Genomic DNA, 14,270 nt, shown 5'->3' on the forward strand with positions numbered 1-14,270 from the left:
GAGCCGCTTTATAACAAGGGCTCTAAAAAGCTGTCAAGGAAGCCCCCCAGGCAAAAGCGTATTAATGCGTGCTAATTCTTTCCTTAGAGTCAGACTCACGTTTTTCGTCCTTGGCAACTATCTCCGGAGCCACATCCGGCAAGGGCTCCGGCGCGTATTGCAGCGCAATTTGCAGGACCTCGTCAATCCATTTAACCGGTTTGATCTGCAGATCCTGCTTGATATTGTCAGGAATCTCCTTCAGATCGCGCACGTTCTCTTCCGGAATAATCACTGTCTTGATTCCGCCACGGTGAGCGGCCAGCAGTTTTTCCTTCAGACCGCCAATGGCGAGGACTTGACCACGCAGGGTGATCTCGCCGGTCATGGCGACATCGGCACGCACAGGAATACCCGTCAAAGCCGACACCAGCGCAGTACACATGCCTACACCGGCGCTAGGACCGTCTTTCGGCGTAGCCCCTTCCGGCATGTGGATGTGCGTGTCGCGCTTCTCGTGGAAGTCCAGGGGAATGCCCAGGCTCTTGGCACGGCTGCGCACCACGGTCAGGGCCGCAGTGATCGATTCGACCATTACGTCACCCAGCGAACCGGTCTTGATCAGTTGACCTTTACCCGGTACGACAGCGGCTTCGATGGTCAGCAGTTCGCCGCCGACCTGAGTCCAGGCCAGGCCGGTCACCTGACCGATCTGATCCTGTTGCTCGGCCAGACCATAGCGGAATTTGCGGACACCGAGAAAGTGTTCCAGCAGATCAGCTGTCACTTTCACCGAGAAACGTTTTTCCAGTGCATGCTCTTTGACCGCCTTGCGGCAGACCTTGGCAATCTGCCGCTCGAGGCCACGCACACCGGCTTCACGGGTGTAGTAACGAATGATGTCGCGGATCGCTTCTTCGTCGAATTCCAGCTCGCCTTTCTTCAGGCCGTTGGCTGCAATCTGCTTCGGCGACAGGTACTTGACGGCGATGTTGATCTTTTCGTCTTCGGTGTAGCCCGGCAGACGGATCACTTCCATCCGGTCCAGCAGCGCCGGCGGAATATTCATCGAGTTCGAGGTGCACAGGAACATCACATCCGACAGGTCGTAATCGACTTCCAGATAGTGATCGTTGAAGTTGTGGTTCTGCTCCGGATCGAGCACTTCCAGCAACGCCGACGCCGGATCGCCACGCATGTCGCTGCCCATCTTGTCGATTTCATCGAGCAGGAACAGCGGGTTGCGGACGCCCACCTTTGTCATCTTTTGAATCAATCTTCCTGGCATCGAACCGATGTAAGTCCGACGGTGACCACGGATTTCCGCTTCGTCACGCACACCACCGAGGGCCATGCGCACAAATTTGCGGTTGGTGGCATGGGCAATCGACTCCGCCAGCGAGGTTTTACCCACACCCGGAGGACCGACCAGGCACAACACCGGGCCACGAATCTTCTTCACGCGCTTCTGCACAGCGAGGTATTCAAGGATGCGCTCCTTGACCTCTTCGAGGCCGTAGTGATCGGCATCGAGAATGTCTTCAGCACGAGCCAGGTCCAGACGCACCTTGCTCTGAGCCTTCCACGGCACCTGCACCAGCCAGTCGATGTAGGAACGCACGACGGTGGCTTCAGCCGACATCGGCGACATCTGCTTGAGTTTGTTCAGCTCGGCAGTGGCCTTGGCCAGCGCGTCTTTCGGCAGGCCAGCGGCATCGATTCGCTTTTTCAGGTCTTCGATTTCGTTGTGGCCTTCGTCGCTGTCGCCGAGCTCTTTCTGAATGGCCTTCATCTGCTCATTCAGGTAGTACTCGCGCTGACTGCGCTCCATTTGCTTCTTGACGCGGCCACGGATGCGTTTTTCGACCTGCAGCAGATCGATTTCAGCATCCAGCAAGGCCAGGACGTGCTCGACACGTGCCGGCAGCTCGATGATTTCGAGGATTTCCTGCTTCTGCTCGATTTTCAGCGCCATGTGCGCGGCCATGGTGTCTACCAGACGGCCAGGCTCATCGATGCTGTTGAGCGACGACAGGACTTCAGCCGGGACTTTCTTGCCCAACTGAACATATTGTTCGAACTGCGACAGCAGCGTGCGCACGAAGACTTCGGACTCGCGCTCGGCGGCGTCGACTTCATCGATCAGCGACACTTCGGCGCGGCAATGGCCGTCGACTTCGCTGAAACGCTCGACAGCGCCACGCTGCTCGCCCTCGACCAGAACCTTGACGGTGCCGTCAGGCAGCTTGAGCAGTTGCAGAACGGTGGCGATGGTGCCAACGCGATACAGAGCGTCTTCTCCGGGATCGTCGTCAGCCGGGTTTCTCTGGGCCAGCAGCAGGATCTGCTTGTCGCCCGTCATCGCGGCCTCGAGGGCTTCGATGGATTTCTCGCGCCCCACGAACAGCGGGATAACCATGTGCGGATACACAACGACATCACGCAATGGCAGGAGAGGCAATTCGATGGTGGTCTTCATGATTTCGCCTCTACGGCGGCCATATGGCCGTAATCAGATGGAATTAAGCTTGAAACCAAGATGGGGGCTGCTTCCAAAAAAAACAAGCGCTATGAGGACGTTAAAATTTCTTAAAAAAAAAGAGGCCCGAAGGCCCCTTCTTTATTCCAGCAGACTGGACGCTTAGGCGTCCGGTGCTGCCTTGGCAGCCGGCTCACTGTTTTCGTAGATATACAGTGGCTTGGACTTGCCTTCGATCACACTTTCATCGATCACGACTTTGCTCACCTCGGACTGCGAGGGGATTTCATACATCGTGTCGAGCAGCACACCTTCGAGAATCGAACGCAGGCCACGGGCACCGGTTTTACGCTCCAGGGCACGTTTGGCGACCGATTTCAGCGCGTCGGAACGGAATTCCAGATCCACGCCTTCCATCTCGAACAGCTTGGCGTACTGTTTGGTCAGGGCATTTTTCGGCTCGGTGAGAATCTGCATCAATGCAGCCTCATCCAGCTCGTCCAGCGTCGCGAGGACCGGCAGACGACCGACGAATTCCGGGATCAGACCGAACTTGACCAGATCGTCAGGCTCGACTTCACGCAGGGATTCACCGACTTTCTTGCCTTCTTCCTTGCTGCGTACTTCTGCGTTGAAACCGATGCCACCTTTGGTGGAACGGTTTTGAATCACTTTCTCCAGACCGGAGAACGCACCACCGCAGATGAACAGGATGTTACGGGTGTCGACCTGCAGGAACTCCTGCTGCGGATGCTTGCGACCACCTTGCGGCGGAACGGAAGCGACCGTGCCTTCGATCAACTTGAGCAAGGCCTGCTGCACGCCTTCACCGGAAACGTCCCGGGTGATCGACGGGTTGTCGGACTTGCGCGAAATCTTGTCGATTTCATCGATGTAGACAATGCCCATCTGGGCCTTTTCCACGTCGTAATCGCACTTCTGCAGCAGCTTCTGAATGATGTTCTCGACGTCTTCACCCACATAACCCGCCTCGGTGAGGGTGGTTGCGTCGGCGATGGTGAACGGAACGTTCAGCAAGCGGGCCAAAGTTTCGGCCAGCAGGGTTTTACCGGAGCCTGTCGGGCCGATCAGCAGGATGTTGCTCTTGCCGAGTTCGACGTCGTCAGCCTTTTTGTCACGCTGGTTCAGACGCTTGTAGTGGTTGTACACCGCTACCGCCAGAACCTTCTTTGCACGCTCCTGACCGATTACGTACTGGTCAAGGATGCCGCTGATTTCTTTAGGCGAAGGCAATTTATGCGCGCTGCTTTCGGCCTGTGCTTCCTGCACCTCCTCACGGATGATGTCATTGCACAGGTCGACGCACTCGTCGCAGATAAAGACCGAGGGGCCGGCAATCAATTTGCGCACTTCATGCTGGCTTTTGCCACAGAAGGAGCAATAGAGCAGCTTGCCGTTGTCCTCGCCGTTGCGGGTGTCAGTCATTCGTTCGATCCAAATCCGATAGGCTTGCAACACAAGATGAAGGCTATTGCGGGCTTTTTCAAGCCCGCCGCTGATCGGACCAGCCGACCAGGCCTATTTCGAGCTGCTTATTTTAAGCTGGACGCTGGTTGATCACTTCGTCGATCAAGCCATATTCCTTCGCAGCTTCTGCACTCATGAAGTTGTCGCGGTTGGTATCGCGCTCGATTTCTTCCAGAGTGCGACCGCTGTGCTTGGCCATCAGCGTGTTGAGACGCTCGCGGATGAAGAGGATTTCCTTGGCGTGGATTTCGATATCCGACGCCTGGCCCTGGAAACCGCCCAGTGGCTGGTGAATCATCACACGCGAGTTCGGCAGGCAGAAGCGCTTGCCCGGAGCACCTGCGGTCAGCAGGAATGCGCCCATGCTGCACGCCTGGCCGATGCAGGTGGTCGACACGTTTGGCTTGATGAATTGCATGGTGTCGTAGATCGACATGCCCGCAGTCACCGAACCGCCCGGGGAGTTGATATAAAGATGGATGTCCTTGTCCGGGTTTTCCGCTTCAAGGAACAGCAATTGCGCACAGATCAGGTTGGCCATGTAGTCCTCTACCGGACCCACCAGAAAGATCACTCGCTCCTTCAGAAGACGCGAATAAATGTCATAGGCGCGCTCGCCACGAGCGGACTGCTCGACAACCATCGGGACCAGGCCGCCGGCGGCCTGGATATCAGAGTTCTGCTGAATATACGAATTTCGGAACATGCTCTGCAGTCACTCCCAAATAGTTATGTCTTGAATACGCATAAGCCAGCTCGAAAGCTGGCTTATGGTGTGTGCTTCTAACGCAAAAACAATCAGTCGGCTTTTGGAGCTTCTACCGGCTTGACCGCTTCTTCGTAAGAGACCGATTTGTCGGTCACACTGGCTTTCTGCAGAACAGTATCCACAACTTGTTCTTCCAGCACAACCGAACGGACTTCGTTCAGTTGCTGCTCGTTCTTGTAGTACCAGGACACAACCTGCTCAGGCTCTTGGTAAGCCGAAGCCATTTCCTGGATCATTTCACGAACGCGGGCTTCGTCTGGCTTCAGGTCGAATTGCTTGACCACTTCAGCCACGATCAGACCCAGCACAACGCGGCGCTTGGCTTGTTCTTCGAACAGCTCGGCCGGCAGCTGGTCAGGCTTGATGTTGCCGCCGAACTGCTGAACAGCCTGCACGCGCAGACGGTCAACTTCGTTGGACAGCAGAGCCTTTGGCACTTCGATCGGGTTGGTGGCCAGCAGACCGTCCATTACCTGATTCTTGACCTTGGATTTGATCGCCTGACGCAGTTCACGCTCCATGTTCTTGCGAACTTCGGTGCGGAAGCCGTCGATGCCGCTTTCCTTGATACCGAACTGGGCGAAGAACTCTTCGTTCAGCTCTGGCAGTTTTGGCTCGGAAACGGTGTTGACGGTCACGGTGAACTCGGCGGTCTTGCCAGCCAGGTCCAGGTTCTGATAGTCCTCTGGGAAGGTCAGGTTCAGAACGCGCTCTTCGCCAGCTTTAGCGCCGACCAGGCCTTCTTCGAAGCCTGGGATCATGCGGCCGGAACCCAGCACCAGCTGAGTGCCCTTGGCGGAACCGCCAGCGAACACTTCGCCGTCAACCTTGCCAACGAAATCGATGTTCAGTTGGTCTTCGTTCTGGGCAGCACGATCGGCCACTTCGAAACGGGTGTTCTGCTTGCGCAGGATGTCCAGCATCTTGTCCAGATCGGCGTCAGCCACGTCAGCGCTCAGACGCTCAACGGTGATGCCTTCGAAGCCGGCAACGGTGAACTCTGGGAACACTTCGAATACGGCTACGTATTCCAGGTCCTTGCCAGCTTCGAGCGACTTAGGCTCGATCGACGGCGAACCGGCCGGGTTCAGCTTCTGCTCAACCACAGCTTCGTAGAAGGAGGACTGGATCACGTCGCCGATCGCTTCCTGGCGCGCATCAGCACCGAAACGGCGCTTGATTTCGCTCATTGGCACTTTGCCTGGACGGAAGCCAGCAATCTTGGCCTTTTGGGCAGTCTGCTGCAGACGCTTGTTGACCTGAGTCTCGATGCGCTCAGCCGGCACGGTGATGCTCATGCGGCGCTCAAGAGCAGTAGTATTTTCAACAGAAACTTGCATGGATATTCCTCGTTGCACAGACGTTAGCCGGCCGTTTCCGACCCAAGAATCAAGGGCATGCATTCTAGTGGGTCAAACTCAAGAAGTCACCCTACTGAAAACGGGTAAGAAAACAGCAGGCAATTTGAAGGCGGGGACAAACGGTTGCGCCTCGCCCTGTTAGCAAATACAGCCAATCAAGCCAGGGCTCTGCGCCAACCTCTTCTATATATAGAGGCGGTTGAATCATCTCCCTGACAGCCAACCTCGCAAGCAAGGTCGGCGGGCAGCGCAGCATCATCGAGCAACATTAATACGACGAAGCGCCCTGCCCTGCGACCCGAAACCGGCAGTCGCCGAAATACTCGAAACCGTAAAACAAAAAAGGCGCCAGACTGTTAAGTCTGGCGCCTTTCGAAATATGGGGTGGACGATGGGGATCGAACCCACGACAACGGGAGTCACAATCCCGTGCTCTACCAACTGAGCTACGCCCACCATATTGCGTGCCAAAGAAGCCAAACAACTTCTTTGTAGAACTTCACCCTACCAATGGCATGAATGAAGCTTTGATTGGTGCGGATGAAGAGACTCGAACTCTTACGCCTCGCGGCGCTGGAACCTAAATCCAGTGTGTCTACCAATTCCACCACATCCGCGGATGAAGCTTTTTAAAGCAAAGGCGCCAGACTGTTACATCTGGCGCCTTTCGAAATATGGGGTGGACGATGGGGATCGAACCCACGACAACGGGAGTCACAATCCCGTGCTCTACCAACTGAGCTACGCCCACCATATCGCGTTACTTGTGCCAAAGCTGCCTAATGGCGCACCCGGCAGGACTCGAACCTGCGACCATCCGCTTAGAAGGCGGATGCTCTATCCAGCTGAGCTACGGGCGCCTTGTTAGCTGTACCCTTGGAGGACTACAAACTAAGTGCTTTCCAGTCTCGCAGAACCTTGATTCCGCTCAACCTTCTTAACCAGTGCTAGGCTGTGCCCGACAAGTGCGACGAATAGTATAGAGCGACCTGCAGGTCGTCAAATCCTTTTTAAAAAAAATTCATTTAATTAAAGGGCTTAGGGGAATTTGCTGACCAAGCGCCTTTGCCCTCACCGTCTGACATGCGAGAATGCGTTCTCTTTTTTTCCCCTCTCGATGGTTAATCACGCGCAATGACTGCACAACTAATCGACGGCAAATCAATCGCCGCCAGCCTGCGCCAGCAGATCGCCCAACGGGTAGCCGAACGTCGCGAGCAAGGCTTGCGCACTCCCGGCCTCGCGGTGATCCTGGTCGGCAGCGATCCTGCCTCTCAGGTTTATGTCTCGCACAAGCGTAAAGACTGTGAAGAGGTCGGCTTCCTCTCTCAAGCCTACGACCTGCCTTCTGAAACCACTCAAGAAGCGCTGACCGATCTGATCGATCGACTGAACGACGACCCGGCAATCGACGGCGTTCTGCTTCAACTTCCGCTGCCTGAGCACCTGGACGCCTCCAAACTGCTGGAACGCATCCGCCCGGACAAGGACGTCGATGGTTTCCATCCTTATAACGTCGGCCGCCTGGCCCAGCGCATTCCGCTGCTGCGCCCCTGCACCCCGAAAGGCATCATGACCTTGCTGGAAAGCACCGGTGTCGATCTGTACGGGATGGACGCCGTGGTTGTCGGCGCTTCCAACATCGTCGGTCGCCCGATGGCCATGGAGCTGCTGCTGGCCGGCTGCACCGTGACCGTGACCCACCGCTTCACCAAGGACCTGGCCGGTCACGTCGGCCGCGCCGATCTGGTGGTGGTGGCTGCCGGCAAGCCGGGCCTGGTCAAGGGCGAGTGGATCAAGGAAGGCGCGATCGTGATCGACGTCGGCATCAACCGTCAGGACGACGGCAAACTGGTCGGTGACGTCGTGTACGAAACCGCCCTGCCCCGCGCTGGCTGGATCACTCCAGTACCGGGCGGCGTCGGCCCGATGACCCGTGCCTGCCTGCTGGAAAACACGCTGTACGCGGCAGAAACCCTGCACGCCTGAGGCGCTTTTCCCGCACTCCCGAAACCCCGCCTCGTGCGGGGTTTTTCATATCCTCGAAAAAACCTTTACCGTTCGCCGGAAACCCCTATTTTCACAGGGCTTTTCACGACTTTTTCATGCCCCACAAACAACCATCGACAGATCTTCAGCCATACTCCTAGAATGCGTCGTTTTACGACACAGTCCGTTACAAATAACGGCATTTCCAACCTTCATGAGTTCGCCCGCGTGAATATTCGTCTGTCCATCCTGAGCCTGGTTTTTGCATTTTCAGGCACGCTCCTCACGCCAACGGTCAACGCCGCCGAAACCACCGCTGCCCCCCGAGACGCCTCGCAACTGAAAATCGCCTCTGGCAGCGCCCTGCTGATGGATCTGCAGACCAATAAAGTCATCTACTCCAGCAATCCGGACGTGATCGTGCCGATCGCTTCCGTCAGCAAGTTGATGACCGGTCTGGTCGTGGTTGAAGCGCACCAGAACATGGACGAATGGATTGACGTCGACATCAGCCATACCCCGGAAATGAAAGGCGTGTTTTCCCGGGTCAAACTGCGTAGCGAATTGCCGCGCCGAGAGATGCTGCTGATTGCCCTGATGTCCTCGGAAAACCGCGCGGCGGCCAGCCTGGCGCACCACTATCCGGGCGGCTATGTGGCATTCATCGCGGCGATGAACGCCAAGGCCAAGGCGCTGGGCATGACCAGCACCCACTTCGTCGAGCCGACCGGCCTGTCGGAACGCAACGTTTCCACTGCCCGCGATCTGAGCAAGTTGCTGATGGCCGCGCAAAAACATCCGATCCTCAGCGAGCTCACCACCACCAAGGAAAAAACCGTGTCGTTCCGCAAACCCAATTACACCCTGGGTTTCCGCAACACCGACCACTTGGTCAACAAAGCCGACTGGGACATCAAGATCACCAAAACCGGCTTCACCAATCCGGCCGGCCACTGCCTGGTGCTTGTGACCAGGATGAGCAACCGTCCGGTCGCCCTGGTGATTCTCGACGCCTTCGGCAAGTACACCCACTTTGCCGATGCGAGCCGCATCCGCAGCTGGATGGAAACCGGCAGAAGCACCAACGTTCCGGCGGTGGCTCAGCAATACAAGGCCGAGAAGAACCTCAAGGGTCGCCACAGCGGCGTCGTCGAAGCCTCCAAGTAATCCGCGACACAAGAAAAAGCCCCGAACATTCGGGGCTTTTTTTCGTCTGCTGGATCAGTCGTTGGGCAGCGGCATCTGGTCATCATCGGGAATGCCGTCACCGGCACTTGGATCGCGCCGATGCTCCGGCGTCACGACGGCGGGACGAGCCAGCGGATCACGCAGCGGGCTGTCCGGGTCCAGCACCGGATCAACGTCCGGTTCCGGCGTCGTCGGCACACTGTCCGGTTTATGGTCGTCGAAGCTCGAATCGGTACTCATACGCACCTCTCATTCGGGTCATCACCCGATAAATCGGGCGTTACCTTTAAGAGCTTAGCCCCGCGCCATCGTGCCCGTCAGAAGACGGACGGAACCTCATTTCGCTTCCAGCGCCTTGCGGGCCTGTGCCGCCTCGCGCTCCTGACCGGCCTGTGCCAGTTCATCAGCCGCTTTCAACCAACGCTGGCGATCGACCGCTGCCGGGATCTGCGAAGGCTTCTGAATCAATACTGCCCAGCCACCCGACTTCTCGAGCGCCGACTCAAAAGAGCTGAAACTCATCAGTTCGCGGCGGTTCATCCCGGCGCGCAGCAGCACCTTCTGCTTTTTGCGGTCGTAGCCAGAGAGGATCGCGTAACGCGGCTCGGCCCAGAACGCCGAACCCTCGCTGAAGCGCACCATCACCGGATAACCGGCCGCCACCTGGGTCAGCAGCGCGGGCAACTGGCTGTCCAACGGATAGACCACCATGCCGTACTCGCGGGCCAGGTTCTGCATATTCTGCTGCAACTTGTCTTCGGCGCCCGGCAAATGCAGCGGTTTTTCCAACAGGCCCGGCGTGATCATGACGCCCTGTTGCGACAGCAGACTGGCCAGCACCTGCGGCCCGCTCTGATTGGCTTCGCCACGATAGAAGGTGCCGCTGAGCTCGACGCGCTCCGGCAGGCGCTGGACCTCGGGTGCCACACTGCCCGCACAACCCACCAATGCTGTCACGCAACCGGCTACCAGCAACGCCATGCGAATCCGGGAAAATAGCTGCACCATCGTCACTCTCTTGATCAGTTACCGGTCATCGTGTTCCGGCTTGGTCGAGGATCATAGGACGGCGTAACGCTGCGGTATAGCCCAAAGGGGCAGATGCATCGTCTGCATAGAGCGAAGTGATTGGTCACCACCGACCTTTGGTCAATAGCCTGAAACACGCCAGCGACTAGACTGTCATCCAGACAAGCGCAAAAGAGCGAGCGCCCGACGCAGGGCAAAGAGGAGGCACAGATGAGCCTGACCATGACCATCGTAATGCTGATTGCCGGCTGGCTGGCCGTCGCCGCCGCCATGCTGTGGGGCGTGCTGCGGATTTCCCGGCGCCACCATCACCACCCTGCACAACCCGCACCGATCAAGAAAGTCGAGAAACACAGCACCCGTCACGCCACCGCGCACTGACCTCCTGCAACCGACTCAAACAAAAAGGCCGCCTGGACTCTCGCGAGTTCAGGCGGCCTTTGGTTTTCCAGCGATTACGCTTCTGCAGTCAGTTTCTTCTGCCTGGCGCGGCGCGACATCATGTTCAGCACTTCAATCGAAGCCGAGAACGCCATGGCGGCATACACATAACCTTTCGGTACGTGGGCGCCGAAGCCTTCGGCGATCAGCGTCATGCCGATCATGATCAGGAAGCCCAGGGCCAACATCACCACCGTCGGGTTGTCGTTGATGAACTTGGCCAGCGGATCAGCCGCAAACAGCATCACCAGCACCGAAACCACCACCGCGATCACCATGATCGGCAAGTGTTCGGTCATGCCGACCGCGGTAATGATGCTGTCGATCGAGAACACCATGTCCAGCATCAGAATCTGCCCGATGGCGGCGGCAAAACCCAGGGTCACTGTCGACGTGGCGGACTTCGGATCTTCCGGCGCCGGGTCCATGCTGTGATGGATCTCGGTCGTCGCTTTCCACACCAGGAACAAGCCACCGGCGATCAGGATCATGTCCTTCCAGGAGAACGCCTGGCCGAGGATCTCGATGACCGGCGCGGTCAACTGAACGATGAACGCGATGGTGCTCAGCAAGGCCAGACGCATGATCAGCGCCATGCCGATGCCCAGGCGACGGGCCTTCTGCCGGTACTGCTCGGGCAGTTTGTTGGTCAGGATCGAGATGAAGATCAGGTTATCGATGCCCAGCACGATTTCCATTACCACCAGTGTGGCCAAGGCAATCCAGGCAGTCGGGCTGGAAGCGAGTTCTAACAGGTATTCCATGGGTCAGTCCTGACTCTTGTAAGACGATTTAGATGGTCTTGGAGGAAGATTCGGTTTTTTCCGCGTCTTTTTCCGGGGCTTCTTTTTTCTCGATCAGGCCGCCAGTGGCCTCGCTGAGCGCTTGCTCAGCGGCTTTGTGCGTGTCGTCGATCGCCTGCTTGGCGCTCTCGGCCGCTTTGCCCATCAACTGCTGGGCGCTTTTTTCAGCCTGGTCGCAACCCGCCATAAGCAGTAAAGACGTAAACATCAGTGCCGGGATCGTGTATTTCATGAGGTTTCCTTCGAATGAACAGACGGGGTCACAGACCACTCGTCGATGGCTGGGCATTCTAGGGAGACAAACACTTCAGGAAAATTCGTATTTTCAGCGGCTATACTTCGATTTATACGAACTGTATTTCATGGACGGATCGCCATGCTCAATTACCGACAACTGCATTACTTCTGGGTGGTCGCCAAGACCGGCAGCATCGTGCGCGCGTGCGAGCAACTGAACCTGACGCCACAAACCATCAGCGGACAGATTTCCCTGCTCGAACAGACTTACGGCATCGAATTGTTTCAACGAGTCGGCCGGCAATTGGAGCTCACCGAAGCCGGGCGCCAGGCCCTGCCCTATGCCGAACAGATGTTTCAGCTCGGTGGCGAACTGGAACTGATGCTGCGCGCCCAGCCCAATGAGCAGCAGATCCTGTTCCGGGTCGGCGTGGCGGACGTCGTGCCCAAATCCATCGTCTATCGCCTGATCGCCCCGACCATGGAATTGAGCGAGCCTCTGCGCATCACCTGCCGCGAGGACAAACTCGAGCGATTACTGGCGGATCTGGCGATTCAGCGCCTGGATCTGGTGATCTCCGACAGCCCGATGCCGTCGCACCTGGACATCAAGGGGTACAGCCAGAAACTCGGGGAATGCGGGATCAGCTTCTTCGCCACCGCCGAACTGGCAGCGCAGTACGGTCAGGATTTCCCACGCAGCCTGCACGGTGCGCCGCTGTTGATCCCCGGCGCAGAAACCGTAGTGCGCAGCCGTTTGCAGCGCTGGTTCGCCGAGCAACAGATTCAGCCAAGAATTGTCGGGGAGTTCGATGACAGCGCCTTGATGCAGGCGTTCGGCCAGTCCGGCAGCGGGATTTTCATCGGCCCGAGCGTGATTGCCGAGGAGGTGAAGCGCCAGTACGGCGTCGAGTTGATCGGCCAGACCGATGCGGTGAGCGAATCGTTCTACGCGATTTCGGTGGAGCGCAAGGTCAAGCACCCCGGCATCAAAGCGATTACCGAAGGTGCCCGACGCGAGCTGTTTACAGAGTTTTAAGCCGGCGCGCAGACGTCGCGCGGCTTGAGTACCATCAGCACCATGGCGAGGAAAATCGACAGCAGAATGAACCCGGCTGCGGCGAAACCCACGAAGCCGAGGCCAGCGCTGTCGATTACCCGACCGCCAATGATCGCGCCCAGACCAATCCCGAGGTTGGCCCCGGCAATGTTCAGCGACGCCGCAAAGGCCGGCGCCTCAGGTGCGGCTTTCATCAAGCGCACGTGACTGACCAGGAACAGCGCGGCCTGCGTCACGCCCCAGATGCCCATCGCCGCCGCCAGACCCAGCGACGAATTGATGTTCGGCACCAGCGCCACCATCCCGGGGATCATGAACGCACAGAACATCACCGACGCCATCAACGGATGACGATCCACCGCGCGTCCACCCAGCGAGTTGCCGATCAGGCCGACCGCGCCAAAGCCCATCAGGCACCAGCCGACCACGGTGCCATTGAAGCCGGCCAGGCGTTCAAGAATGTCCGCCAGATAGGTGTAAGCGGTGAACATGCCGCTGAACACCAGGATCGACAGCAACACATGACCGAGCATCAGCGGGCTGCGCAGGATCTTGAACTGTGAAGCGAAGCTGACCTGATGCTGGTGCAGGCTGGTTTTCGGCAGATAGACAAACAGCAGCAACGCCTTGGCAAACGCGATCACCGCCAGAATGCCGAACGCACTGCGCCAGCCGAACGCGTCGGAAATCAGCGTGCCGACCGGAATGCCGAATACCGTGGCGCAGACGATGCCGAAGCCGATCTTGGCGATGGCACGACCGGCGAAGTCCGGGCCGACGATATCCACGGCGGTTTCACTGGCCAGCGCCCAGAACACCGGCAGCCCCAGCGCCGGAATCAACCGTGCAATGGCCATGACCCAGATGTTCGGTGCGAATGCCGCCACGGTATTGGCCAGTCCGAACATGATCAGGATGGTGATGAACAGTTTGCGCCGTTCGAAACGGGCGAAATATGCCGTCAAGAATGGGCCGAACATGGCCACGGTGAAAGCGAATAGAGTCACCAGCAACCCGGCTTGCGGGATGGTGACGGCCAGATCGCGGGCAATCGCCGGCAACAGGCCGACGATGACGAACTCCGTGGTCAGCACCGTGAACCCGGCGGCAGACAACAGAAGGATGGGCAACAGCATGAGGAACTCCAGCAAAACGACGACACCAGCGCTGACCCGAAGGCCCGCTGGCAGAACTTGAAAATAAGGATGCGCAATCTTAACAGAGTGTTTCCAGAGTGACTTGCACAAACCTGTCTAAGTTGCCGAACAATCCGGTGGCAGATCGTCACAGGTCTGAAGGATCCGGACGCCCCTGTGATAAAGTCCGCGCCCTGCAAAACGTACACCCTGTTCAGCCGCCCGTTTAACGGCGTGGCTGTCGCGTCATTCCTTTCGGTTCGTGTCTGTGGCCTGCCCCCGATTCATCGCCCGGATCACGCAACCTTGCA

13 protein-coding genes and 4 tRNA genes are annotated in these 14,270 nt (G+C 57.8%); 4 read left to right on the forward strand and 13 right to left on the reverse strand.

Annotation, left to right across the window (positions count from 1 at the left end; genetic code table 11):
- Positions 1 to 61: 61 nt before the first annotated feature.
- From lon to IF199_RS19555, 8 genes are all read right to left on the reverse strand, one after another.
- Positions 62 to 2,458, reverse strand: a complete 2,397-nt coding sequence (lon, locus tag IF199_RS19520; RefSeq protein WP_096822335.1) for an endopeptidase La — start codon at positions 2,456 to 2,458, stop codon at positions 62 to 64.
- A gap of 162 nt (positions 2,459 to 2,620) precedes the next feature.
- Positions 2,621 to 3,904, reverse strand: coding sequence for an ATP-dependent Clp protease ATP-binding subunit ClpX (gene clpX, locus IF199_RS19525; protein ID WP_007951558.1), 1,284 nt, complete (start codon positions 3,902 to 3,904; stop codon positions 2,621 to 2,623).
- Between the two features lie 112 nt (positions 3,905 to 4,016).
- Positions 4,017 to 4,652, reverse strand: a complete 636-nt coding sequence (gene clpP, locus IF199_RS19530; RefSeq protein ID WP_007951559.1) for an ATP-dependent Clp endopeptidase proteolytic subunit ClpP — start codon at positions 4,650 to 4,652, stop codon at positions 4,017 to 4,019.
- A gap of 92 nt (positions 4,653 to 4,744) precedes the next feature.
- Positions 4,745 to 6,055, reverse strand: coding sequence for a trigger factor (tig, locus tag IF199_RS19535; protein WP_011335037.1), 1,311 nt, complete (start codon positions 6,053 to 6,055; stop codon positions 4,745 to 4,747).
- A gap of 401 nt (positions 6,056 to 6,456) precedes the next feature.
- Positions 6,457 to 6,532: transfer RNA gene (locus tag IF199_RS19540), tRNA-His, on the reverse strand.
- A 76-nt stretch (positions 6,533 to 6,608) separates the two neighbouring features.
- A tRNA-Leu gene (locus tag IF199_RS19545) sits at positions 6,609 to 6,693 on the reverse strand.
- 58 nt (positions 6,694 to 6,751) lie between these two features.
- A tRNA-His gene (locus IF199_RS19550) sits at positions 6,752 to 6,827 on the reverse strand.
- 32 nt (positions 6,828 to 6,859) lie between these two features.
- Positions 6,860 to 6,936: transfer RNA gene (locus IF199_RS19555), tRNA-Arg, on the reverse strand.
- 274 nt (positions 6,937 to 7,210) lie between these two features.
- Here IF199_RS19555 and folD point away from each other — a divergent pair.
- Both folD and pbpG read left to right on the forward strand, forming a co-directional pair.
- Positions 7,211 to 8,065, forward strand: a complete 855-nt coding sequence (folD, locus tag IF199_RS19560) for a bifunctional methylenetetrahydrofolate dehydrogenase/methenyltetrahydrofolate cyclohydrolase FolD (RefSeq protein ID WP_085712473.1) — start codon at positions 7,211 to 7,213, stop codon at positions 8,063 to 8,065.
- A 228-nt stretch (positions 8,066 to 8,293) separates the two neighbouring features.
- Complete coding sequence (gene pbpG / locus IF199_RS19565; protein ID WP_096822336.1) at positions 8,294 to 9,232, forward strand: D-alanyl-D-alanine endopeptidase; 939 nt, start codon at positions 8,294 to 8,296, stop codon at positions 9,230 to 9,232.
- 54 nt (positions 9,233 to 9,286) lie between these two features.
- Here pbpG and IF199_RS19570 read toward each other — a convergent pair whose 3' ends face one another.
- Both IF199_RS19570 and IF199_RS19575 read right to left on the reverse strand, forming a co-directional pair.
- Complete coding sequence (locus IF199_RS19570) at positions 9,287 to 9,493, reverse strand: hypothetical protein (protein ID WP_102621718.1); 207 nt, start codon at positions 9,491 to 9,493, stop codon at positions 9,287 to 9,289.
- Between the two features lie 96 nt (positions 9,494 to 9,589).
- Positions 9,590 to 10,261 carry a peptidase C39 family protein gene (locus IF199_RS19575; RefSeq protein WP_102621717.1) on the reverse strand — a complete coding sequence of 224 codons (672 nt, stop codon included), beginning with the start codon at positions 10,259 to 10,261 and terminating at the stop codon, positions 9,590 to 9,592.
- A 231-nt stretch (positions 10,262 to 10,492) separates the two neighbouring features.
- Here IF199_RS19575 and IF199_RS19580 point away from each other — a divergent pair, with 231 nt between their 5' ends.
- On the forward strand, positions 10,493 to 10,663 hold the full coding sequence (locus IF199_RS19580; protein WP_176504897.1) for a hypothetical protein: 171 nt from the start codon (positions 10,493 to 10,495) through the stop codon (positions 10,661 to 10,663).
- 74 nt (positions 10,664 to 10,737) lie between these two features.
- On the opposite strand, the gene IF199_RS19585 is transcribed toward IF199_RS19580, so the two are convergent.
- A complete protein-coding gene (locus tag IF199_RS19585; protein ID WP_192558454.1) occupies positions 10,738 to 11,487 on the reverse strand; it encodes a TerC family protein in 750 nt (249 codons plus the stop codon).
- A 28-nt stretch (positions 11,488 to 11,515) separates the two neighbouring features.
- Positions 11,516 to 11,758, reverse strand: a complete 243-nt coding sequence (locus IF199_RS19590; protein WP_192558455.1) for a hypothetical protein — start codon at positions 11,756 to 11,758, stop codon at positions 11,516 to 11,518.
- Between the two features lie 144 nt (positions 11,759 to 11,902).
- Here IF199_RS19590 and nhaR point away from each other — a divergent pair, with 144 nt between their 5' ends.
- On the forward strand, positions 11,903 to 12,802 hold the full coding sequence (gene nhaR, locus IF199_RS19595; protein ID WP_096822341.1) for a transcriptional activator NhaR: 900 nt from the start codon (positions 11,903 to 11,905) through the stop codon (positions 12,800 to 12,802).
- On the opposite strand, the gene IF199_RS19600 is transcribed toward nhaR, so the two are convergent.
- A complete protein-coding gene (locus IF199_RS19600; protein ID WP_102621716.1) occupies positions 12,799 to 13,959 on the reverse strand; it encodes an MFS transporter in 1,161 nt (386 codons plus the stop codon). The two genes, nhaR and IF199_RS19600, sit on opposite strands and share 4 nt — an antisense overlap.
- Positions 13,960 to 14,270: the final 311 nt, after the last annotated feature.

Source organism: Pseudomonas allokribbensis, from assembly GCF_014863605.1.
Taxonomy (GTDB): Bacteria; Pseudomonadota; Gammaproteobacteria; order Pseudomonadales; family Pseudomonadaceae; genus Aquipseudomonas; species Aquipseudomonas allokribbensis.